Raw genomic sequence first — 22,693 nt, 5'->3', positions numbered from 1 at the left:
TTCTATTGGCATCTCCCTCTCTCTCTATGTCTTTGTTTAGAAAGGTCCAGATTTAGGGACAGCCTGCCAATCAATATACCCGCTCAAAATTGTAAAAGCTGTCGAAAAAAATTGTCTAAATGTCGAAAGAAGGCCAAAAGGCGCAATTGTCACCATTTAGTCAAATTTCTCTATCATTCCAATTTATAAAGACTATAGACCCAACAAAAAAACGGCATCTCTGCCGTTGAAATGGGGTCATATGAGTTATCCATTTACAAATTGCATCAGCGCTTGATTGAAATCATCCGCTTGTTCAATCGGCGTTCCATGCCCGCTATTGCCAAACGGAAACAGCTTGGAGCCTTTTATTTGCTGCTGTGTGAGCTCAGCGCTTTTTATCGAGATAAGCTGATCATGAACGCCATGGAAAATAGCGGTAGGCACAGCAATTTGGCTTAAATCTTTGGTTACATTTTCTTCGGCCGCAGCCTGCATCATTTTAATAAGCGCATATGAAGCAGAGTGCAGGCCCATATCCACAAACCAATTCGATGTCGGCGTACCTAAGTTGCGGTTAAAAAACATAAGCGTCGTATCTTGCAGAAGCTGAGGCATATTCATGTACATTTGATGGATGAGGCCATCCGCCACTTCTTTCGGAACGCCGTAAGGAGAATCAGGCGCTTTGACAAACGACGGGGAGACGGCATCGACCAAAGCCAGCTTACCTATGCGATGCCCCTTATGCCTCGACATATACCGGATTGAAATTGCCCCGCCTATGGAAAATCCGACCAAAGTCGCATTTTCCAGCTTAAGCGTCTCCAGCACCGTATAAACATCATCCGCCATCCGGTCGTATGTGTAGCCTCCCCACGGTTTGGACGACGCTCCGTTCCCCCGAATATCCAGGCTGATACACCGAAATCCGTGCTCCGGCAACACGTTAAACTGATATTGAAACATATTATGATTCAAAGGCCATCCATGAACGAAAAAAATCGGTTTGCTGCCCGGTCCCGGATTTAAATCCTGTACAAATATGTGTACCCCGTTCTCCACCTCGATGTACATCGCTCTACCTCCACTCGGCCGCATAGTTCCTTGCAGTTCATGTTATGACTTGCAGCTAAGGGGTATGCGACTTATTTGCACATAAACTTCAAATCATCGTCAACAACTCGTCCCACATTTGTAACATTTGAAAAGCGCAGCTATGCCCGTCTCGATTAAAATAAAAGAAGAACCGCCTGATTCTGCTTAATTTTTAGAAATGAGGCTGCCATAGCATGAGCAAAAAAAGAAATTTTTACGTCTTGGTTGCCGTCGCCGCATCTGTCTTTATTTTTTACATCATTTATATGTACGGTTTCCGCGATCCCGGCGCATCGTCGTTTCTAAGCCATAAGCCCGGTTCTAGGTACCCGGAAAACAAAGGGGTCTGGATGGCCGTTATGCGCGTTCACGCCATACTCGCTTCTGCCGCGATGATCATTGGCATCGTCAACTTTTCCAAAACGTTTCAAAATAAATTTCGCAAATGGCACCGGATAAACGGCTATCTTTATTTGCTGTGCGTCTTTTTTGTTGTGCTCACTTCCGGCTATATGGCCCCTTACTCCACTGGAGGCAGAACGACGAGCATCGCCTTTAATGTACTGAGCATGATTTGGTTCGCGATGACGGTTATAGCCATTGTAAAAGCGAAGAAAAAACAAATCGACCAGCACCGGAAATGGATCGTGCGCAGCTTTGCCTTTTGTTTTACCAATATGTTCATCCATTTGTACACGTCGATTTTGCATTACGGCTTCCAGATGCCATATACAGAAAGCTATACAATCGGCATCTATGCCGCGATTATTACTTTATTTGCTCTAGCCGAATACGCCATTCGCCACGTCCTGGACATTCGGCCCGAAATCGCCAAAGCGATTGCAAATTAACCTCGCACAAATAAGCAAAAAGCCGCCTCAGAGGAAGCCGGAAAGTAGGCTGTACCTTTGAAGGCGGCTTTGTTCATAAGCCCTATTTATTGCAATGTGCAGTAGCAATGAGCGTTAGTCGTACTCAGCTTGTACATGCAGCGGCATTGCGGCCAAGCCTACCTATGCTCTGGAACCGAGAGGTTTCGGACAAGCGCGGCAATATTCCGGTGCCATTTCATAATAGAGACAACAAGTAACGCGATTTCCTCCCGGTACAAAACCGGAAAACGGATGACGCCGCTCTCCGTACAAATTTGCGGATGCCTTTCGAATAATAAACTGAAAGTCGTCGTGCAGACGCTCCGATACGGAGGGATGACGCTGCTCCTCTATTTCATCTTCATATAACGGTGCGATTCGAACAAAAGCGTTTTCCCATAAAATCGCTCTCGGAACATGGCCTGCCTCAGACAGAGTGCGGAGGAGAAGCGAAAAGTGTCCCGCAAACAGCTTGCTTATCGTTTCTTCCCGCCACTCTTTTCTTTTCCCTGCTTCAGGCGCACTTACGAACGTTTCTTTTAAAACGAGGTTGGGAAATTTGGACGCACTCCCCTCGTTCGGTAACTCCAGCACGCAATGGGCAGCACTTGCCTGAAGCTCTTTATTCCAAACCGACATCGCGTATAATGCTGGAGCCAGCAGAAGAAAGGCGTACCGCTTCGCCAGCATGGAAGCCGTCGCTCTTCTGGAAGGGGAGCCGATTTCCGCCCCCCATTGATCCAAATAAGCCTCGCATTGACGCAAATCCAGCAATTCACCCGTTGTAACCGAGCTTATGGATGGCTGCTTGCTGCCACTGCCCGCCGTCAAGCCGAATCTGGACGATAAATAGGCCCATTCCTCTTCCGTTAACGTGCTTCTCATTTTAGCTTTGACCTAAAAAAATGTCGGCGACCTCATCGACAACCATATTGATCGCAATTGGGCCGTAGTAGGCGATCCAAGTGGCGGATTCCACAGCATAAACCCGATTTTGCTTGACAGCTTCAACCGATTTCCACGTTTCCGTCGCTTGGAACTCCTCTACTACGCTTTTAAACATTGCATCGTTCACAAGAAAATAATGATCGGCCCCCACCGCCGGGAATGCTTCAAGCGCAATATGATACGCGGTATCCTTCTCTGCCGTTACTTGCTCCGGAGCAAGCAAACCAAGATCATTGTATAGAATGGCTGCGGTGCGGTGGCCTGGCGTATGCACCCGTATTCCGTCATCGCGAGGACGGATGAGCGCTACCGTCTCTTCGCCCAGCTTTGCTTTCAACTCTTCCTTCAGCTTGGCTGTTTTCTCCTCATAAGCTTTCAGAACGTTCCCGGCTTCCTCTTGTTTGCCCACCATTTTACCAAATGTAGAGAGCGTATCGCGCCAATCCTCGTCAAATTCGAGCATGATGGTTGGAGCGATCATGGACAACTGCTCATAAACCTCCTCTTGAAACTCGGTGCAAATGATCAAGTCGGGGTCCATTTCCAATATCGCTTCCATATTAGGCTCGTCGCGAGTTCCAAGAAGCTTCGTTTCCGACATCTTGTCCATTAAATAAGCTGGAAAATCCGTGGTGTCGGCCGCCGCTTTTACGCTGCCTGCCGGCTGCTCTCCTAGCGTCACCAACTGATCGGCAAATTTAGTATCCAGTACGGCAATTTTTTCAGGCCGCTGCTCCAGCGTATATTCGCCTTTCATATGTTTGATTACGACGGGGTAGGCTTGCTCCGCGGTTGGAACGGCGCTAGCAACCGGTGAAGAGATCGCGGATGAAGACGCAGTAGGGCTTGCTCCTCCGCTGTTATGGCTTGTTCCGGCACCTGCCGAGCACGCCCCAAGCAACAAAATAAAACTTAGCATCAAACTGACGGCCAACATTGGCTTATTGCTTCTATTCATCCGTATAACTCCTCTGTCTCGATGATGTTTGTGATAATCATTATCACAAACATCACTATACGGAACGTTGCTTCCAAGGCCAATGACATTTCGCGACAGAATGGATGCACTTATGCGACGTTTATTTCTGTAATGCAACGGGGCATCCCCAGCATGCTTTTTGAAAGCGCGACTGAAATAATAGCTGTCGCCGTACCCAACCGCTTCTGCGATTTCTTTAAGCGGAACGTCGGTCGAAACAAGCATTCTTTTGGCATGCTCCATACGAACGCTTGTCAAATATTCCATTGGCCCGCTCCCAAGCTTCGCCTTAAAAAGACGCTGTAGCTGTCTCGGGCTGCAATGAAGCGCCTCCGCCAAATCGTGCAGGCTGAATGCGTCCGCATACCGCTCATCGATAAACCGTACCGCTTGTGATGCCATATCAGGCTGAATGATAGCCGTATTCCCGCTCTCGTGAAGCTGTTGCAACAATTCGTATACGAGTTGATGAAACAACGCTCGGACATGAAAACGTTCAAGCTGTAGGCCCAGCCGCCACTGCGCATACATCTGCTCAAGCCTGACATGCAAGCCAAGCGGATGAGAAGGCGCAAAGCCGTATTGCATTTGGAACGGATTATGATCTCGATAGATGTCGAGCAGTTCTTGACGACATGGAAGAGCGACAGCCGCTTTATAAAAAATGAAATAATATTGAAATTCCTTGGAAACCTGTTCGATATCGACCGCTGCGCCTTTGCCCGCATGGCATACAAAATAACGATCCACTATATGTTCTGTTCCGTCGATTTTAACGGCAGCGCAGCCCGCAGCAGCAAACAAAAACGCGCTTGCCGGCAGCCGAAACTCGTGAACGCTCTCACCTGGAAGCAAGGTGGATTGCCGTACATCCAGCACCCTTATTGAAGCATAATTCCATAGCGGCAGCTGTTCTTGTAAAGTCATTCTGCTCACCCTTCGTGTCGATTGGAAAAAATTTCACCTCTCCATTATATTGATAACTATTCTCAATTGCAATGGATATTCATCGAGTTATCGTTCACAAAACTGAATCTATCAAAATAAGGCTGCCGGATCGTTATCCGACAGCCTTATTCCTTTTACACGCCAATGATATGATAGCCCGCGTCGACATGAAGCACTTCGCCCGTAACTCCTCTAGACAAGCGGCTTAACAAAAAGACGGTCGCGTCTCCCACTTCATCCTGATCAATATTACGCCTAAGCGGAGCCTTTTCTTCTATGGTTGACAAAATATCGTTAAAGCCGGAAACGCCTTTTGCAGCCAATGTTTTAATCGGTCCAGCCGATACGGCATTTACCCGAATTCCGCTGGCGCCCAAATCCTCAGCCAAATATTTGACGCTGGCTTCAAGAGCTGCTTTTGCCACTCCCATCACATTGTAATTGCGAACGACGCGCTCCGCCCCGATATAGCTTTGAGTAACGATGCTGCCTCCTTCGACCATCGCCTTTTTCGCCTCTCTAGCTACAGCAACTAGAGAATAGGCGCTCGTGCTTTGCGCGAGCATGTAGCCGTCCCGCGACGTTTCAACATACCCGCCTTTAAGCTCATCTTTATCTGCAAAAGCAACCGAATGGGCCACTCCATGGATGACGCCGACTTCCTCTTTTATGTGATGAAAAGCAGATTCAATACTGTTATCGTCCGAAACATCGCATGAAACAAGCAGCAGCGGACGGATGCCTTCGCTTTCGAGAAGCTGGGTCAGCTTTTGCCGGGAACGCTCCTTCCGATATGTGAAAATGAGTCGCGCTCCTTCGCGATGAAGCGACTTCGCAATCCCCCAGGCGATGCTTCTTTCGTTCGCCACACCCATGACCACTACGTTCAAATCTTTCATCAAGCCGTTCATCATCTATCGGCCTCCTGTCGCAATTCCGATTAATTTTAGAATGATTAGTACCTGCAATTAGTACCTGATACTAATTTTATTCATTTCATCATACCAACCCGGCTTGCCAACTGTCAATGCTAAACGTGAAGTCCGGGGGCGGAATGGTCAGTTTCATGAATTGGAAACTTGTGCTACATTAGCAATAGCCTTTTTCAAAAGAAAGTGAACCGTATGAAAAGAGGGGTTGCTATCAAAAATTTAGCCGATAAAATCAATGCCGTTCTCGTGTTTACCACCATATATTTTGTTTTTTTATTGATTTTCAAATATTTCGTTCGTGACAAAATATTATATTCGTTGCCCATCACTAATGGAGTGCAAGCCATAATTTTAATTATTTTAGCCATCATATCCGTCATTCTGACTGTGATGTTAACGAGGTTAAAATCCAAAGACAGATAAACTAAAACGGCAAGAGGGCGCTCGCTCGGGCGGGACCGTCTTGCCGTTTTGATTTTCACAAGTCATGTTTGAAAATGCAGCCAAAGTTCATCACTTTGCCTTCTTTTGGCGGGAAACAGTGCTCGTCCAACGGGCGAAAATTGTGTTTTCTATGGTATAATAACGGCATATTACATCTTCGAAAATTCACTCTAGGAGCCATACAAGTGCGCGCACATCCCATTAGCATTTTACGAGTAACCGGATTTTTGGACGGTTTGTCCTTGTTAGTTTTACTTGGCATCGCCATGCCTCTGAAATACATTTGGGGCTTTGATAAAGCCGTCGCAATTACGGGGGCCATCCATGGCGGAATTTTTATTATGTATGCGCTGGCCATTTTTTACGCGGCTATTCGGGTGAAATGGAATCTGCTTTGGCCTATGGCGGCGTTTGCGGCCGCTTTTGTGCCGCTCGGAAACTTTGTGCTGGATTGGCAGCTTAAAAAAGCGCAAGCCAAATATGAAATCAAACCGTTCAATTACGCTTTGCTCGTATACGGCATCGTCTTTTTTTCCTTTTTTGATTTGTTTTCGCAGCTGCCGGTCATGAGCACCTTCGCCGCTTCGGTCGGCGCCAGCTCATTTGTCGCAGGTTTTGTCATTGGCCTTTATTCGCTTTCCAATACAGTCGGCAACATTATCTCCGGCATTTTAACGGACAAAATCGGACCCTTCAAGCTGCTTATGGCGGGGCTGCTGCTCTCTAGCGGCGCTTTGCTGCTTTATCATCTCGTCGACCAGCCTTCGGTACTCATTGCTGTCCGCCTCTTTCACGGATTTGTAGCCGGCCTCATTGTGCCTGCCGCGTTTACGTTTTCCGCCAATACAACCATAAGCGGCGAACAAGGGAAAAAGGTTGCGTTCACGGGAACTTTTGTTGGGCTGGCGGCCATTATTGGGCCTGCGTTCAGCGGAATTATGGCCAGCAAAACATCCGTGCCATCCGTCTTTACGTTTGTTTCCATACTCGGCTTTTCGCTTGCCGTCCTGTCGGCCCTCTTTTTAAGCCAATTTAAAGTAGGAAAAAAAGAAGACCGGAACGGGGAAAACAAGCCGCTCAGCTCCATTCTTAACATCGGTGTGGCAAAAGCATATGGCGGCGCTTTTTTCTTAATGTTTTCCCAAGGCGCTATCGCTTATTTGCTGCCGCTGCAAGTTCAATCGCTTGGCTACGACTCCCGGCTTAGCGGAACGTTAATGAGCACCTTCGGCATCATTGCCGTACTATTGTTCGTCTTGCCGACCAACCGTATATTCGACCGCGTTGCGCCGTTTAAAACGACGGCTTTAGGCGTCGCTTTGATGGGAATTAGCCAACTGCTAATTAGCTTATCCGCCTCAACGACCGCCCTTTATTTTGTACTTGGCTTATATGGAATTGGCTTTGCTCTGCTCTTCCCATCGATTAATACGATGTTGATTAAAGCTGTGCCTGCGGAGCTGCGGGGGAAAGCCTACGGCTACTTCTACGCCTTCTTCTCCCTTGGCGTTGTTGCCGGCTCATCCGTTCTTGGCTGGCTCCCTCTTAATTTGATGGAAGGTTTTATGTTTACAGGCGTTATCCTGCTTCTATTTGCTCTTGTTGTCATTGTCGGGGGGCAAAAGGATCAGATGCGGTCACATCAATAAAAAATGAATGAAACCCGGCCTATCATCAGGGACGGGTTTCATTCTACCTATATGAAAGAACCTGAAATCATTTTAAGGATGATCCGATCGTAATGACGACATTTCCACGTTTGCGGCCCTTCTCCACGTAACGATGCGCCTCAGCCGCTTGCTGGAGCGGATAGCGCCTGTCAATGACCGGTTTTATTTTCCCCTGTTCCATTAACTCTTTTAAAACGAGCAGATCTTCCTTAAAAATTTTAGCCATTCCTTGTCGAACCGACACATAAGAACCTGAAGGACTTAATACTTTTTTCGCATAATCATTTGACATTTTCCCAACCGCATCAAAAACAAGATCGTAACGCTCCTTATTTCTTATGAAATCTTCTTTGGTATAATCCAACATTTTATCCGCGCCAAGCGATTTAACGAGTTCGAAATTGGCTGCGCTGCATACTCCCGTCACTTCCCCGCCGTACCCTTTAGCGAGCTGTACAGCAGCTGTGCCGACCGCCCCCGATGCGCCGTAGATGAGCACCTTTTGCCCAGATTTCATTTTCCCTTTTCGAAAATAGTGCAATGCGGTCGTCCCGCCAAAAGGCAAAGCCGCCGCCTCTTCGAAGGAGGCATTCTCCGGTTTATGGGCGATAATGCCGTCTTCGGGCAAGCAAGCATATTCCGCATGGGCGCCGAAACGCATCCCGCTCAGCGCATAAATGAAATCGCCTGCTTTAAATCGTGTAACCGCCGTGCCGACCGATTCCACTTCTCCCGCCAGCTCCACACCCAAAATAGGTTGTCTCGGCTTGCTGAAACCAAGCATAATGCGCATCGGAAGCCAATATAACGGAGGACTTTCGAACTTTCGTATTCGAATATCTCCCGTCGTCACTGTGGACGCATGGACTTTTATTAATATTTCGTTAGGTTTCGGAGCGGGCTTTTCCACCTCTTTGAATTCCAGAACATCCGGCGGACCATAGGTTGTGCAGACTATCGCTTTCATGTGCTCCTCCTGCAAGTTGGATTTACAAGAAGTATAGCTCTACTCCGCAAACCCCCGGTAGATACTTAAGTATGTTTTTTACAGTTTGAAAACAGTAATGGCACGAGGCTTTATTTCGGAGTTGATACGGATGTTATGCCGTCTGGCCTTTAGTTACTAAAAGCTCCAATTGCTCTTGCAAATTGACAACCCCTTTTGTCTCGACTTCTCCTTTATGGTTCAAATAATAAACAAAAGGGAAAAATCCCGTTTCCAGCCTGGTCATATCCGCTTTTGTTATAGGAGTAACGGGTACGGGAATATTATACTTCTCAATTGTTGCGGCAACTTGGGCTTCAGGGCCGTCCATCAGCATCATAATTGAAACATCGTCTCGTTCCTGAGAAAACTGCTTTAGAATAGGATAAATCATTTTGCATTGTTCGCAGCCTGTCGAAGCAAATGCAATGATTGAGCCTTTTTTGCTCGTTTTAGAAAGATTAATGCGGCCATGGTGAACCGTCTCGAATTCAAGCTGCGGAAACAGCCTTCCTTTGATAACGCCATGATCTCCGCGCATAATCTTCGACATCATCTCCTCCGGCGATGGCGGAGGCATATCCCGAATCGCTTTAGCCGCTCTAGCGCTTTTAATGAGATAGTAGCTTTGAACGAGTACAATTATCCACAATAAGAGATAAGATAAGCTGAATACGGATGACATCATTTTGTCCCCTCCACTCGCAAAGCGTCTTTATTATTCCAGAACGAATAGATTGTAACGACTCCAATAGCAATAAACACCGTGCTAAGCACATCTAGAAGTTGAAGATCCATTAGCGAAATACGTGAATCTGTATAGGCTATAGCCACCCCGCCCAACAATAACGGGAGTAGCCGAATAATCGTTCCCCAACCCAGCAGCTCGGCAGTTGATTCGCCAAAACAGTTGCAAGGCACATTCAACTTTTTCACAATTGCCCATACGGCAGCGAAACAAAAAGCGAACACGAGAAGAAGTACTCCGATTTTGCCCTCACGATTCGTAGGCTCGATCAGCAGCAGCGCAGGCACTACAAGTTCCGCTGCTATAACGACTGAAGCCAACCCTTTAGGAAATTGAAGTTTGGCTATCGTTTCTTCAAAACTTCGGTAGCTTATGATTTTGGATATGGATGAATAAACAAATATAGTACAGACGACTAAAGCGATTGCCGTTTCGATTGGCATCAGTAGGCCTCCCATTTTCATTAACTGCGATACTCGTCAAAGCAGAAGTCTGTACTTCCTCCGAAGCGGAAGAAGTACAGATTTTAAGCTTCAAACGTTAGCCCGGACCCGGTTCCGTACAGCTGCACTGGCTAATTTCAAAGTTACCGGCTGGACTCCCGCCGCTTCCGTACAACATATACTTCGTTTGCACGGTGCCGTCCGGCATTACCGTTTGTTCGCATACGTCATACGAGCAACAGCCATGCGCTCCATAATTATGCTCTCTAATACTAAAACACCCTACCATAACATTCACCCCTCAGATTTATTAGAAACTTAAAATGAGATCGTAAGCGCTTTAATTTGTGCAAACACAAGACAAAACTTCATCTTCATTTGCGCCAGTACCGCCACCCCAGCCGCCGCCTGTATGAAACCATACAGTCCCTTTCAGCCAATACAGATTTTGTGTGCTTCCATTCGGCAACGTTCTCACTTCACACAACTCTGTTGTGCAACAAGCGTTAACGGTGTAATTGCCTGGACTAACTTCATAAATGCATCCTACCATGTCGTCACCCCCTTTCCTTTGGACAACTTGACTATAATCGTCCTCAGTCGGGGGTGTAAATGAAGCTCGCGGACTACGAACGACCCTTCGAAATAAATCGAAACCTCTCGATTGAGGTCGGATAATAAAAAAAATTGCGCAACACCACTTCAACGCGTTAAACTAAACTGGTAAAAGGATAAATTTAGATCGCTTTCAACAATTTACACAAAGCTCGTCCTGCGATGAAAGAACCATTCATTCGACAATTTCCACCCATTTATTTATATCAAACGTTAGTTATATAATAAAATAAGGAAATTATGGAGGTGTTTGATTATTCCTAAAATCGTAGACCATGAACAATTTCGATTAGAGCTGCTGGATCGTTGCTTTGCCCTTTTTGCGAGCAAGTCGTTTTCATCCTTGACGATGAGGGAAATTGCCAAGCAGCTTGGCGTCTCCACCGGAACCATTTATCACTATTTTCCGGACAAGCACGAGCTGTTTAAACAAATGGTGCAACATCTTACCGTCAAAGACATCATGCTTGGCACAATCGATCTTACGGGCTATTCCACAGAAGACAAAGTAAGACATTTGTTCCGGTACTTGCTGGATCAAGAGAGCTATTTCATTCATAAAACATTGTTGATGATCGAATATTTCCGCAGCACGGAGCTGGAACCGGAGCATAAGGCTATGATGCAAGAAACGGAGACTCGCTACTTGACCGTCCTTTCGCAAATCCTTCCCGCACCCGAGGATGTGGCTTTCCTATTCGCTCTTATTCACGGCCTGCTTATTATGCGATATTTGGGGGGTGGAACGTCCATGCTGGAAGCTCATATGGAGATCGCCATAGAATGGGTGCTCAGTAGGGAAAACAAATACCGCGAACCGATGGCTACTTAGAAAATTTTCACCAAAGGAGTCTCTAATCGGTCCATGCCGAGCTTAACAAAATGACTCTAGGCATAGCCGGGGGATGCCGTTAGAGCGGCTGCAACCCCGGCCATGCCTCTCTAACGGTATTTATTCCCCTTGCCTCAAACGATCTATCTATACAGCATTACGCAAAACGCCGACTTGTCCGAATAGCTTACGCTAGAAGCCTTTTACCAGGCAATGAATACCATTCATCTCTTCAGGGGCGACAGTAAAATTTCCGTCTGGCTTTGTCAAATCGCTAAAAGAGCCTCAAGTCAAAAACCGCCCTTAGGCGGTTTTTCTAGGCCGTTATGAACGTAGTTTCGGAAAAGGATATTTAGGCAGCAACTCATGTGATGAGAACCGATCAGCGTAAGTGCGCGCTTAACTCAGCCGATGAACGATTTCATATTTGTTGCCGCATGGGTCTTCAAAAAAGGCGGCGTAATACGTTGGACTGATCGGGAACAAGCGTGGCCCGTCCACTATTGTACCTCCGCTTTCCTCGACCACCTTTGCAATGTGGTCCACTTCATCCCGATTTTCAGCCCAAAAACCAATCAAGTTGGCATTCGGCTTATGCTCTGTATCCTCCGTGATGGCAAAATAAGCGGCGCTAGGCAGCTCTCCTTCGGCAGCAAATACTTTCCAATCTGCGCTATGGAACGTGCGGGTAAAACCAAGCTCGGGCAGCAGCTTTTCGTAAAAAGGCAATACGCTCTGCAAATCGTGGACGCGAAGATCAATATGGCTGAATTTATTCATTGGAATGGCCTCCTTCTCCATTTGTGAAAATGCTCGCATGCTCTTTCATCACGTCAAGCACATGTTCCCAATAAAGCTTCATTTGTTCCCGCGTACCGGGATTTTCCAACCGATCTTGATGAAAGCTGATCGTTGTTCGGCCCCGTACCGCAGAAATAAGCCGAATTTGCAACGTTGAGGCTTTAATCCAGTCGCTTCTTTCCCATTTCAAACGAAGCTGAAGCTGTGGCTTCACTACTCTGAATTGTCCTGACACGCCTTCGGCAGATGTGAAAGTTTCTCCTTCGCGGATTTCAAGATTAGGCGCGGTGCCTATCCACCATTTCAGCCCTTCAGCGGAAGTGAGGAGCTGCCAAGCTTGCTCTTGCGAAAGGGGAAGCGTCCGCCGAACGCCGACTTGGAAGCCGGCATCCGCCGTTTGTCCGACCTCTTTAGACATGGATTGCATTTGGCTCATCGACCTGCCTTCCGAATAGTAATGCGGCTCGATCCGTATTGCTTTAAGACGGCTAAGGGCTCAAAGCTTTTACAAACAACTCAATGCTAGATTCCATAAATCGCTCCAACGAGACAGTTGTCATACTCGAAGCACCAAACAATTGAGTCATAAAAGCGCCATAATTCATCCACATAAACGTGATAGCCTGTGCCTCGGCATCGATTGTAACGAGCTTGCCTTTACGTTGCATGTCGTTAAAATAATCCGTCAGCAGTTCTAGCAGAGTTCGCGGATGCTTCTGCGCCTGCTCACGGATTCCCGCCAATTCATTGTCGCTCAAAACGATGAGAAACAGCTTTCGGTTCCGGTTCATCAACTCGTGATACATTCCGCTTATCATGAGCAGATCAGCTCTAAGCTCCCAAATCACTTTTTCGGTGAACAGACTGCTCATCTCCACCGAATAGTGATAACGCTCCACGGCGCTTTCCAGCAAGTTTTGTTTGCTGCCGAAGTTGCGAAACAGAGTCATTTCGCTAACTCCCGCAGCAGCGGCAATTTCTTTGGTGGAAACGCCTTTATACCCCTTCTCAGCCATGAGATCAATCGCGGCAAGCATTAACTTGCTTTTGTTGTCTTCGATTATAGATCAGCCTCCGGATGATGGATTTTCTTTTCAGAAAATATACCTTATGATAGTTAGTGGTCACTAACATTTCTCGAAAAGAGAATACCTTTTATAGTTTTAAAAGTCAATAAAAAAAACGCTTAAGGGCCAAAAGGCGCCATTAAGCGTTTTTTAATATACGATTAATTCCGAATCAGGTAATCGAACGCGCCGAGCGAAGCGGTAGCACCCGAACCCATCGAAATAATAATTTGTTTGTACGGACTGTTCGTGCAATCGCCTGCGGCAAATACGCCAGGGATCGTCGTAGCCCCATGGTTATTGACTACAATCTCTCCCATGCGCGTACGCTCAATGGATTCCGGCAGCCAATCGGTGTTAGGCACAAGTCCAATTTGGACAAAAACACCTTCCAACTCGATGTGGTGAACCTGTTCCGTCTCGCGGTCGGTATAGGAGATGCCGTTTACTTTGTCCGTGCCGGTAATTTCTTTCGTTTGCACGTTTTTCAGAACCGTTACGTTAGGCAAGCTGTATAGACGTTCTTGCAAAACCGCATCAGCTTTCAGCTCGGAGTTATATTCCAGAACCGTTACATGCTTAACGATGCCTGCTAAGTCGATAGCCGCCTCGACGCCGGAGTTGCCGCCGCCGATCACCGATACATGCTTGCCGATAAACAACGGACCGTCGCAATGAGGGCAATAAGCTACACCTTTGTTTTTAAACTCGGCTTCGCCTGGAACCCCGATATTTCGCCAACGTGCGCCTGTGGACAAGATGACGGTTTTGCTTTGCAAAACAGCGCCGTTTTCAAGCTCAACTTCGATAAGGTCCTTTTTCTCCAGACGTTTAGCCTTCTGAAGCTTCATGACATCGACGTTGTACTCTTTAACGTGCTCTTCTAGGCTTGCCGCCAGCTTAGGACCTTCGGTATGCTTCACGCTGATGAAGTTTTCGATACCTACCGTGTCCATTACTTGACCGCCGAAACGTTCCGCTACGATACCCGTACGAATCCCTTTGCGGGCCGCATAGATCGCCGCGCTTGCCCCAGCCGGGCCGCCTCCGACTACCAAAACGTCGAATGGCTCTTTATTGAACAGCTCCGAATCGTCGGGACCGCTGCCGATTTTGGACAAAATCTCTTCAATCGTCATTCGGCCGCCGCCAAAAAATTCGGCGTTCAAATAAACGGCTGGTACAGCCATTACATTTCTGCTGTCCACTTCTTCTTTATAAGCGGCTCCGTCAATCATCGTATGCGTAATATTGGGATTAAGCACGCTCATAAGGTTCAGCGCCTGCACAACGTCAGGGCAGTTATGGCAGCTTAAGCTAATATACGATTCGAAATGATGCGGGCCACGAACGCTTTTAATTTGATCGATAACGGATTGCTCCACTTTCGGAGCTCTGCCGCTCACTTGCAGCAAAGCAAGCACTAGCGACGTGAACTCGTGTCCAAGCGGAACTCCGGCAAACGTCACGCCAGTATCCTCGCCGATCCGGTTGACACTGAAGCTCGGCGTTCTTGGCAATTTCGTTTTTTCGACCGTTACTTTGGACGACATGCCGGCAATTTCATCAATCAATTCCAGCATGTCCTTGGAAACTGGATCGGAATCCGCGCTAACCTTAATGAGCACGTCACCTTCCATAAGCTGCAGGTATTGGTTTAATTGTGCCTTAATATCTCCGTCTAATACCATAGCTCTAATTCCTTAAATCTTGCCTACGAGATCAAGGCTAGGCTTAAGAGTTGTGGAGCCTTCTTGCCATTTCGCAGGGCAAACTTCGCCTGGGTTGTTGCGAACGTATTGAGCCGCTTTAATTTTGCTAACAAGCGTGCTCGCGTCACGGCCGATGCCGCCAGCGTTGATTTCAACTGTTTGAATCACGCCGTCCGGATCGATGATGAACGTACCGCGGTCAGCAAGACCGTCAGCCTCGATCAACACGTCGAAGTTGCGGGAAATCGTGTGGGACGGGTCGCCGATCATGATGTAAGTGATTTTGCCGATTGTCTCGGAGCTATCATGCCAAGCTTTGTGAGTGAAGTGAGTGTCCGTGGAAACGGAATAAACTTCAACGCCAAGGCTTTTAAGTGCTTCATATTGATCTTGCAGATCGCCAAGCTCAGTTGGGCAAACGAAAGTGAAGTCAGCAGGATAGAAGCAAACAACGCTCCATTTTCCTTTGAAGTTAGCTTCTGTTACTTCGAAAAAAGAACCGTTTTGGAATGCGGATGCTTTAAATGGTTTTACTTCAGTACCGATAAGGGACATAATTTGTATCCTCCTAAATGTGATTGATTTTTATAATCATTACAAACTAATAATAGTTACTAGCGGAGAGCTTGTCAAGTCTTTTGTAAGCCGGATGCCGCTTCTCTTCCTATTGTCTCCTATTTTAGCCTCGATATCAAATTCCCTTTAGTACAAAAAGAGCAAGACCTTCACGTTAATTTAACTCCTCCAACAGTCTTAGCAAAACGGCTGCGGCCTGTGCTCTCGTTGATTCACCTTTTGGATTAAACGTAAGTTCGGATGTACCAGTCATGATTTTAGATTTCACCATCATTTGGACATCAGCCAGCCAGGCCAGAGTAATTTCATCTTTATCCTTATAATCGTTAAGAACGGTTGTGCCGGTGACTATCTGGATTTTCTCTAGTCTAGCCGCTGCCGCGAGCGTATTCGCCATTTCCTCACGGGTCAGAGGTTGATCGGGAAAAAATTCGGAGCCGGTAACGTAACCTAATAGCCCTAACTGCTTTGCCGTCGCGACTTCGTCAAAATACCATGCATTCCGATCCATATCGGAGTAAGGCAAAGACTCACTGACCGCAACGCCGCGATTTAGTACTCGGACTAGCATGGCAGCAAACTCTGCCCTAGTGAGGGATTGATCTGGCTTAAATTTACCGTTGCCAACTCCCGCCATAAGCGCTTTCGATGCGGCCCCTCCAATATATCGCTCAGCCCAATGATTTCTGACATCTGTAAAGCTGACCGGATTGTTGAGTACAACATAAGAACTCGTATTATAAGAATAAATGCTTACTAAAGCCTGATCCTTGTAAACCCGTATCGTTGCAGGCGCAAAACCGAGTTTCCCTGACTCTTCATAACTGAATGCTCCGAACGTTGCCATTTTATTGAGGATATCCATCGGCATCGCGATCGTTTTAGCTATTTTTTCGCTAAACGTATTCACAGTTTCAACGGTTTGTCCTGTCCTGTTGTTTATAATTTCCATCCTAAAATCAACGATAGCGCCTATCTGTTCCCCATTTGGAAAGTTGTCGGCTATGATTTTGGGCCATCTCTTATCGTTCGATTGGTCGGTTAATATAAGTTTAAACCCGGCATCTTCCAAACTGAGCCTATGTTTTGCAAGCAGCTCGCTTAATTCGGGGATAATCTTTTCTACATGGACAGGCACGTAAAAACCGCCATATTCGGTACTGACTTCAATATTTAATTTTGGATTTTTGTCCGCCCAGCCTTTTAAAACTTTGGCCGGAAAACTAACGTAAGCTTGGTATACTCCATTAGGCTCAATCTCAAATGACGCGTACCGACTTGTTATGTCCACTGTGTCAGGATCGATTTTAGTGCCGTTTTTATCAATAAATAGCTTGGGCGGGATGACAATCACACCGTTGTTGCCGGAGCTGCTCGCTGCCCGCGTAACCGTTACCGTATACGTCTTTGTCGTGCCGTCTTGAGCCGTAACAACAACTTCAATTATATTGTTGCCTACGTTCAAAGGAATAGCCCCGGATGCGGAGCCGCTTGCAACCGCAGTCCCGTTTACTTTTAAACTGGCATGGCCCTCAGACAGAGTAGGAGACAAAGTTACATTGTCTACATGATTGGCCACAGCTGCAGTATAGGTTGTTACCGCTGAAGAAAAAGTGGGATGCAGTATTCCCCCCGTCAATAACAAGTTGTTTAAATTTGCGTTGCCGGACTTCGGAGTTGCGCTAACCTCATTGGAAGCCGCGCTTTCTCTCCCTTGAAATACGGCTTTTATTGTAAAATAATACGTTTCGCCATTCGTTAATCCCGTTACGGTATACTCGGTCGTTGAGCCGCTTACGGCAGCAACCTCTGTTCCAGTTGCCGATGAGGTTGAACTTTTAAATATTTTAAATTGAACGGCTCCATGAACGGGCTCCCATCCCAACTTGACCGCCTCATCTCCTGGAATAACAGAGCTTAATGCGGGAACGCTGGACAGACGAATCACTCTATCGGTGCTTCCAGGAATCAACCATACGTTCAATCCGTCGTAAACCGCATCAGTAAATGACTTATTGGCAGCATTGTATCCGGACGGCCAGTCCGAATTTTCCGTTATTTCTCCCGTTGCCGTATCCACCCTTATCAAGCTTGCATTACTGTCCGGTTTTGTCCAAATGTATTTGCCGTCAAATGCGCTGCCGCCAAATGTATTTCGGCTTTTGTCAAAACCGCTTGGCCAATCGTTGTATCCCGTCATCTCGCCCGTAACGGTATCCAGCTTGATGAACCCATTTGCCGAATATGGAGTCATCCACACATGTTGACCGTCATAGATTCCGCCTTTAAATTTATAACCTGTATGAGTATGACCGGACGGCCAGTTGTCGTACCCTATCATTTCCCCCGTGTTGGGGTTTAATTTAATCACTCGATCAGCGGTTGAAGGGATTAGCCAAATATTCGTTCCGTCATAAACGCCGCCTGAGAAAGCATAATTCCCTTTAGTAAAACCGCTTGGCCAATTGTTGAAACCAACCATCTCGCCAGTAATTGGATCCAGCCGTACAACGCTATCGGCATTTACAGGTATAAGCCATATGTACGTGCCGTCAAATACTCCATCGCTAAAGCTCGGTGCTGCTACCGCAGTACCCGCAGGCCAATCGTTATAGCCCGTCATATGACCCGTTGCAGGATCGAGCTTAATTACCCTATCCGCAAGAGCTGGGATAAGCCAGATGCTGCCCTTGGCATATACGCCTTCACTGAAAGCTCCACCGCCCTTTACAAATCCTGCAGGCCAGTTTTTATAACCCGTCATTTGTCCGGTCAATGGGTCCAATCTAACCACTTGATTCGTTTCCAATGGAATCATCCAAATATACTGCCCGTCAAACGTTCCTCCGCCAAACAAACTGTAATTTTCGCTTAAATCGCTCGGCCAGTCGCTATAGCTTGTCATTTCAATTGCCGGGCCAAGCGGCGCTAAAGAGCCTGAGTTTATAGCTTGTATGGGAGATGCTTGTATGGGAGATAGTCCCATCGTCAATAAAAATAAAATGAGACAGGCCGGAATCATTCTGTTGTTCATTAGCTTCATTAGCTTGCTCCTCCGTATCGGATTCGATTTCGTATAGCCCTTCTACTACTCTACTATCATTTTCATATAATTCCAACAAAATCCTCGGCAATTGTGGCAATAGCAAAAAGAGCCTAGACAAGGCTCTTTTTCTACATCTATTAAAAATCGCATTCATCCGCCGAATTCGTAAGTTCAGCCCATCTAGCAGACAACAATTTGGCATAGTCCAACGAAAACAATCCATAGTGGCCTAACGCATAACCATCATTTACTTCAATTAACAAAGTGTCGCCTTTATCGGTTAAACCGATGTCGACGGCATATCCTTTAGGAGCAGGATTGAACTTCTGAACGATTTGTTCCACTACTTGAAAGTCAAATTGTGCTCTCCAGTTACCCCTATATCCCCTTACATCGAGCACTTTGCCCATTCGGACAAAACATCTCCATTCCGCCACAAACTTTACGACCTCAGAACATAAGATATCGGGATCTTCGCCGTAAGTGCCGCAGCCCATTAAATCTCCAGCGCTGCGGACGACAATTCCCGTAAACTTCTTGTCCTCCACCGGTTTAATAAAAACGTTCCAGCTCTCCGGGTTGTTGGCGATTGCGCTAAGCTTCGTTTTCCATACCTTTCTTCCTAAAAAGGCCGAAAGCTCTGACGGATAATCCATTTCGGGCGCGACAATGCCGTGTTTGCTTAGCATGGTTCTGACATCATCCACATAACCGACTACGATGTCTTCTTTACGATGATCCATAAGTTCGGTCACATCTTGAAAATAACGGATTTCAAAGCCCATTTGTTTAAATCCGTCGTAAGCCGCATAAAAGTTATGATTGGCTATTTCGTTGTCTGTTCCTTTTTTGATGTAGACGATCATTAGCTGATTTCCTCTCTCATTTCTATTAAATCAAAGGCTGGCCTCTTCTCATTTCGTGAACGACCTGGCAAGACGAAAGCCAAGATCGTCGATGCTAAACGTAGGATGACTGCGGCGGCGGCATGTCGCTCCACAGCCTCTGGCCTCCTCCGCCCAGCTTCCTCCGCGGAACAGCCTGTAGCTTCCATAAACCTTTTCGTCGTATAGGTCCCAGCACCATTCCCAAACATTACCGATCATATCGTGCAGTCCCCATGCGTTAGGGAGCTTCTGGCCGACTTCTTGAATACGGCCCCCAGCGTTTGAGCGATACCATGCAATTTCATCAAGCTCGCCATACCGATACCCGCTGGTCCCCGCTTTACATGCATATTGCCATTCCGCTTCTGTCGGCAGGCGATAGCCGTTCGCCGAAAAATCGCAACCGACCGTTTCGCCGTCTTCGCTTAACATATAGCATGGCTGAAAGCCAGAATGCCGTGAAAGCTCATTGCAAAAGGAAACAGCCTCCAGCCAAGAAATATGAACTGCCGGAGTATGGGCTTCAAGCGTATCCCCTCTCGGCCGCTGCATAATCGAATCATATAATTCATTTGTAACGGGTACAGGCGCTAGCAAAAAACTGTCCACATTAACCGTCCATGTCCGACTCACTCGATCATCCCTCAGCTCAACCAAACCAGCAGGAATGCTCGCCATCGCATATTCACCCGGTCCTGATAGCTTTGACACGGTTGGACTACCTCCCATTTGGCCTACTTCAACATACTAAGCTTCTCAATGGCCTGTTCTTCCGTCGGCAAAAAGAAAATATCTTTCCCTTTATTACTTTCAAAAATAAAGTCTTTAAGGCTTTCGCTTGTATAGCCCGAAAAATCACCGACAATAGCCAGTTTCACTTGGTAATTGATATACTTTTGCAAGATTTCGCCCGCAAGCCGCGTTTTCAAATCAAAAAAGCTTTCTCTTATCGACGATTTATACAACACGATACGGTCATTGTCCGTTTCATATCGAACGGTAGCCATTAAATCAAGTGCCGACTGTACATCTTCTATTAAAATAGTGTCGCTATTCACGACCGAAATGCCGTTCCCGTTTACGCTAAGCTTAGTAATGTTCATTTTGTTCCCTCCTAGTGGATTCATTTATCGTTTCACTTCAAACTGATTCACATAGTCTTCGCAAATGTATCGATTGTCTTCGCTTTGGCTTGGAGGAATGTTGACAACTCGGAAAAAGCTTAAGCCTACAACCATCGCCAACAATCCATAAGCGGCGCTGGAGGAATCCTTGACCGACATTTGCCCCGTCACATTTCCGTAATCAAATATTTTCTTAATGCCAACAAGATCAGCTAAGTAGCTATTCGAAACGACCTCTTGCAATTGGCGATCGAGAACCGCTTTTGAAAAAAATTGCAGGAAGAGCTTCCCCTGATCCTCGTAAGGGATCGACATGCTCTCCGCTCCATCCAACTGCGATACATTCAAGCTTTGCCCCGTATCGTCAGACTGCCTGGGAAGGATATGCTTTAAAGTAACATTCAACATATCCTTTGAAGTCATGGAGCGATCCATTTCTGCCTCAATCTTTTGGCCGTAATAGGCCATAAACGCCTTAAAGGCTTCTACTGTCAAATGCTCCTTATTTCGATAATAGTAAGTGACTACTCCTTTGGAGCAGCCCGCGTGCTCCGCGACTTTATCTAAAGTCATGCCGTCGATGCCATATTGGCTAATACAGCATAAAGTCGCATTAATGACTTCCGCTCGCCGTTTAGGCTCCATTCCCAGCTTAGGCATCCCTTCACCTCTTTTTTATACTGAACAGTCGGAATAAATAAAAACTACACCATATTTTCCCACATGTCAATATTTGGCTGACGTTTTCTCATATTTAAAAGAAACAAAATAATGAATGCCAATTTGCTGCGCTCTTTTGGGCGGTACGGCTTCCTGCTTGTAAGTCTGAAACCCCAACTTTTGATACAGGTTCATGGCTGCCGTATTTGTATCCGCCACCATTTCAATGAGAAACAGATGGTACGGGGTTTGCTCAACGATATGACGGATGATATCTTTCGCCACCCCTTGGCCTCTGAACTCCGGCGCGGTCGCTACAAAACCGATTGCCGCTTTTCCAGGAGAAGGATTCGCGAGTACAGCCTCAAATTCTTTTTTCAAAAAAAGTCCGGCGAGCGTCCCTTTGTAAATGCCCAAATGTTTTCTGAGCTCTTTCGCAGCCAGCTTAACTGAAGGAGCGCTGCCATCCGAACATGAAGCCATTCCAGCAACGCGGCCTCCCTCAGCGACCGCAATATAAAATTGATCCAGCACGAACATATGGGCGAAAGCTTTTGCAATGATCTCTTTGTCTTTGGAAAAAAAACCTAACCATTGCGTAAAACCTTCCGCAAAAAGATAGGAGATTTGCTCTCTTGTCTCAAACCCTGCCTGGTCGGCTCTTATCACATTGAACATACGCAGCTACTCCCCTTCCCGAAATAAAAATGAAGTCATCATGTTCACCGCAGGCATGCTGAATGTGCCCTTCTGCATCATCTTCATAGTGGCGAGACCATGGATAGTGGAATAGAAATAGGTGACCATCTCGCTTGGTTCCCCTGAACGGAATTCACCTAACGTTTGGCCCTTTTTGATCAACTTCTCCGTCGCCAAAAACAGATTGTCGCTTATCCGCGTCATTTCGGTTTGCCGCTCGCTCGCTTCTCCTCTTTCTAAAAAAGATTGCGACATCAATAAAAGCAAATTCGCCAGTTGTTCCCCGGTTTTCATATCGTTCCAAACTTCATGGACAAACTGTTCTATGGCCGCTCTAGGAGAAACAGCCGATTCGAATAGCTCGGTATTTTGTTCCAACCCGCTTATTGCGAAATCAACGAGCTCGTTGAACAAAATCTCTTTCGACTTGTAATGCCGGTAGAGAAGACCTATGCTGATTCCCGCCAAATCCGCGACCTCTTGAACGTTTGTGGAGCCGTATCCTTTTTGCACAAATAACTGGATAGCGGCCGTTTGAATTTTCTCTTTCGTAGCGTTGCGCATTTGTTCAAATTGCTCTTTCGTTCGCGGCATCGTTTTCCCTCTTTTTTGAGTGAGTTTTTACTCA

24 protein-coding genes are annotated in these 22,693 nt (G+C 46.6%); 3 read left to right on the top strand and 21 right to left on the bottom strand.

Annotated features, from left to right (window positions below):
- Nucleotides 1-246 precede the first annotated feature (246 nt).
- Nucleotides 247-1,056: an alpha/beta fold hydrolase gene (locus ACFQZE_RS00725; RefSeq protein ID WP_379352614.1), complete on the bottom strand. Its 810-nt coding sequence runs from the start codon at nucleotides 1,054-1,056 to the stop codon at nucleotides 247-249.
- 215 nt (nucleotides 1,057-1,271) lie between these two features.
- Between ACFQZE_RS00725 and ACFQZE_RS00720 the strand changes: the two genes are divergently transcribed.
- The gene (locus tag ACFQZE_RS00720; RefSeq protein WP_379352612.1) at nucleotides 1,272-1,928 is read left to right on the top strand and encodes a DUF2306 domain-containing protein; all 657 of its coding nucleotides are present in this window, start codon (nucleotides 1,272-1,274) and stop codon (nucleotides 1,926-1,928) included.
- 162 nt (nucleotides 1,929-2,090) lie between these two features.
- On the opposite strand, the gene ACFQZE_RS00715 is transcribed toward ACFQZE_RS00720, so the two are convergent.
- The 3 genes from ACFQZE_RS00715 to fabI form a co-directional block, all read right to left on the bottom strand.
- Nucleotides 2,091-2,834: an IucA/IucC family C-terminal-domain containing protein gene (locus tag ACFQZE_RS00715; RefSeq protein ID WP_379352610.1), complete on the bottom strand. Its 744-nt coding sequence runs from the start codon at nucleotides 2,832-2,834 to the stop codon at nucleotides 2,091-2,093.
- Between the two features lies 1 nt (nucleotide 2,835).
- Nucleotides 2,836-4,803, bottom strand: a complete 1,968-nt coding sequence (locus ACFQZE_RS00710) for a helix-turn-helix domain-containing protein (RefSeq protein WP_379352608.1) — start codon at nucleotides 4,801-4,803, stop codon at nucleotides 2,836-2,838.
- Between the two features lie 155 nt (nucleotides 4,804-4,958).
- The gene (gene fabI / locus ACFQZE_RS00705) at nucleotides 4,959-5,735 is read right to left on the bottom strand and encodes an enoyl-ACP reductase FabI (protein WP_379355437.1); all 777 of its coding nucleotides are present in this window, start codon (nucleotides 5,733-5,735) and stop codon (nucleotides 4,959-4,961) included.
- Between the two features lie 650 nt (nucleotides 5,736-6,385).
- Between fabI and ACFQZE_RS00700 the strand changes: the two genes are divergently transcribed.
- Complete coding sequence (locus tag ACFQZE_RS00700; RefSeq protein WP_379352606.1) at nucleotides 6,386-7,849, top strand: MFS transporter; 1,464 nt, start codon at nucleotides 6,386-6,388, stop codon at nucleotides 7,847-7,849.
- Between the two features lie 67 nt (nucleotides 7,850-7,916).
- On the opposite strand, the gene ACFQZE_RS00695 is transcribed toward ACFQZE_RS00700, so the two are convergent.
- The 5 genes from ACFQZE_RS00695 to ACFQZE_RS00675 form a co-directional block, all read right to left on the bottom strand.
- The gene (locus ACFQZE_RS00695; RefSeq protein ID WP_379352604.1) at nucleotides 7,917-8,837 is read right to left on the bottom strand and encodes an NAD(P)-dependent alcohol dehydrogenase; all 921 of its coding nucleotides are present in this window, start codon (nucleotides 8,835-8,837) and stop codon (nucleotides 7,917-7,919) included.
- A gap of 133 nt (nucleotides 8,838-8,970) precedes the next feature.
- Complete coding sequence (locus ACFQZE_RS00690; RefSeq protein ID WP_379352602.1) at nucleotides 8,971-9,543, bottom strand: TlpA family protein disulfide reductase; 573 nt, start codon at nucleotides 9,541-9,543, stop codon at nucleotides 8,971-8,973.
- On the bottom strand, nucleotides 9,540-10,046 hold the full coding sequence (locus ACFQZE_RS00685) for a MauE/DoxX family redox-associated membrane protein (protein ID WP_379352600.1): 507 nt from the start codon (nucleotides 10,044-10,046) through the stop codon (nucleotides 9,540-9,542). Before ACFQZE_RS00685 ends, ACFQZE_RS00690 begins: the two co-directional genes overlap by 4 nt.
- Before the next feature lie 97 nt (nucleotides 10,047-10,143).
- Nucleotides 10,144-10,335, bottom strand: a complete 192-nt coding sequence (locus ACFQZE_RS00680) for a hypothetical protein (protein ID WP_379352598.1) — start codon at nucleotides 10,333-10,335, stop codon at nucleotides 10,144-10,146.
- Between the two features lie 51 nt (nucleotides 10,336-10,386).
- The gene (locus tag ACFQZE_RS00675; RefSeq protein ID WP_379352596.1) at nucleotides 10,387-10,599 is read right to left on the bottom strand and encodes a hypothetical protein; all 213 of its coding nucleotides are present in this window, start codon (nucleotides 10,597-10,599) and stop codon (nucleotides 10,387-10,389) included.
- A gap of 312 nt (nucleotides 10,600-10,911) precedes the next feature.
- Here ACFQZE_RS00675 and ACFQZE_RS00670 point away from each other — a divergent pair, with 312 nt between their 5' ends.
- The gene (locus ACFQZE_RS00670; protein WP_379352594.1) at nucleotides 10,912-11,493 is read left to right on the top strand and encodes a TetR/AcrR family transcriptional regulator; all 582 of its coding nucleotides are present in this window, start codon (nucleotides 10,912-10,914) and stop codon (nucleotides 11,491-11,493) included.
- Nucleotides 11,494-11,892: 399 nt separating this feature from the next.
- Here the strand turns inward: ACFQZE_RS00670 and ACFQZE_RS00665 are convergent, their stop codons facing one another.
- The 12 genes from ACFQZE_RS00665 to ACFQZE_RS00610 form a co-directional block, all read right to left on the bottom strand.
- The gene (locus ACFQZE_RS00665) at nucleotides 11,893-12,273 is read right to left on the bottom strand and encodes a VOC family protein (RefSeq protein WP_379352592.1); all 381 of its coding nucleotides are present in this window, start codon (nucleotides 12,271-12,273) and stop codon (nucleotides 11,893-11,895) included.
- Nucleotides 12,266-12,730, bottom strand: a complete 465-nt coding sequence (locus ACFQZE_RS00660; RefSeq protein ID WP_379352590.1) for an SRPBCC domain-containing protein — start codon at nucleotides 12,728-12,730, stop codon at nucleotides 12,266-12,268. Before ACFQZE_RS00660 ends, ACFQZE_RS00665 begins: the two co-directional genes overlap by 8 nt.
- Nucleotides 12,731-12,782: 52 nt before the next feature.
- Nucleotides 12,783-13,331 (bottom strand): TetR/AcrR family transcriptional regulator, encoded by a 549-nt coding sequence (locus ACFQZE_RS00655; RefSeq protein WP_379352588.1) that lies wholly within the window; start codon nucleotides 13,329-13,331, stop codon nucleotides 12,783-12,785.
- A gap of 191 nt (nucleotides 13,332-13,522) precedes the next feature.
- Nucleotides 13,523-15,052, bottom strand: coding sequence for an alkyl hydroperoxide reductase subunit F (gene ahpF / locus ACFQZE_RS00650; RefSeq protein ID WP_379352586.1), 1,530 nt, complete (start codon nucleotides 15,050-15,052; stop codon nucleotides 13,523-13,525).
- Nucleotides 15,053-15,064: 12 nt separating this feature from the next.
- Nucleotides 15,065-15,628, bottom strand: coding sequence for an alkyl hydroperoxide reductase subunit C (gene ahpC, locus ACFQZE_RS00645; protein ID WP_379352584.1), 564 nt, complete (start codon nucleotides 15,626-15,628; stop codon nucleotides 15,065-15,067).
- A 175-nt stretch (nucleotides 15,629-15,803) separates the two neighbouring features.
- Nucleotides 15,804-18,692, bottom strand: a complete 2,889-nt coding sequence (locus tag ACFQZE_RS00640) for an S-layer homology domain-containing protein (RefSeq protein WP_379352582.1) — start codon at nucleotides 18,690-18,692, stop codon at nucleotides 15,804-15,806.
- A 140-nt stretch (nucleotides 18,693-18,832) separates the two neighbouring features.
- Nucleotides 18,833-19,561, bottom strand: coding sequence for an ATP-grasp domain-containing protein (locus ACFQZE_RS00635; protein WP_379352580.1), 729 nt, complete (start codon nucleotides 19,559-19,561; stop codon nucleotides 18,833-18,835).
- A gap of 48 nt (nucleotides 19,562-19,609) precedes the next feature.
- Complete coding sequence (locus tag ACFQZE_RS00630) at nucleotides 19,610-20,260, bottom strand: formylglycine-generating enzyme family protein (RefSeq protein WP_379355435.1); 651 nt, start codon at nucleotides 20,258-20,260, stop codon at nucleotides 19,610-19,612.
- 56 nt (nucleotides 20,261-20,316) lie between these two features.
- Nucleotides 20,317-20,685, bottom strand: coding sequence for a DUF4180 domain-containing protein (locus ACFQZE_RS00625; protein WP_379352578.1), 369 nt, complete (start codon nucleotides 20,683-20,685; stop codon nucleotides 20,317-20,319).
- A 24-nt stretch (nucleotides 20,686-20,709) separates the two neighbouring features.
- The gene (locus ACFQZE_RS00620) at nucleotides 20,710-21,366 is read right to left on the bottom strand and encodes a TetR/AcrR family transcriptional regulator (RefSeq protein ID WP_379352576.1); all 657 of its coding nucleotides are present in this window, start codon (nucleotides 21,364-21,366) and stop codon (nucleotides 20,710-20,712) included.
- Between the two features lie 66 nt (nucleotides 21,367-21,432).
- Entirely contained in the window at nucleotides 21,433-22,044 is a 612-nt protein-coding gene (locus tag ACFQZE_RS00615) for a GNAT family N-acetyltransferase (RefSeq protein ID WP_379352573.1), read from the bottom strand.
- A 6-nt stretch (nucleotides 22,045-22,050) separates the two neighbouring features.
- The gene (locus ACFQZE_RS00610; protein WP_379352571.1) at nucleotides 22,051-22,659 is read right to left on the bottom strand and encodes a TetR/AcrR family transcriptional regulator; all 609 of its coding nucleotides are present in this window, start codon (nucleotides 22,657-22,659) and stop codon (nucleotides 22,051-22,053) included.
- Between the last annotated feature and the right edge of the window lie 34 nt (nucleotides 22,660-22,693).

The organism is Paenibacillus sp. GCM10027627 (assembly GCF_042675505.1).
GTDB lineage: Bacteria > Bacillota > Bacilli > Paenibacillales > Paenibacillaceae > Pristimantibacillus.
Note: the sequence above shows the minus strand (reverse complement) of the source record. Positions and strands in the feature narration are given on the sequence as shown.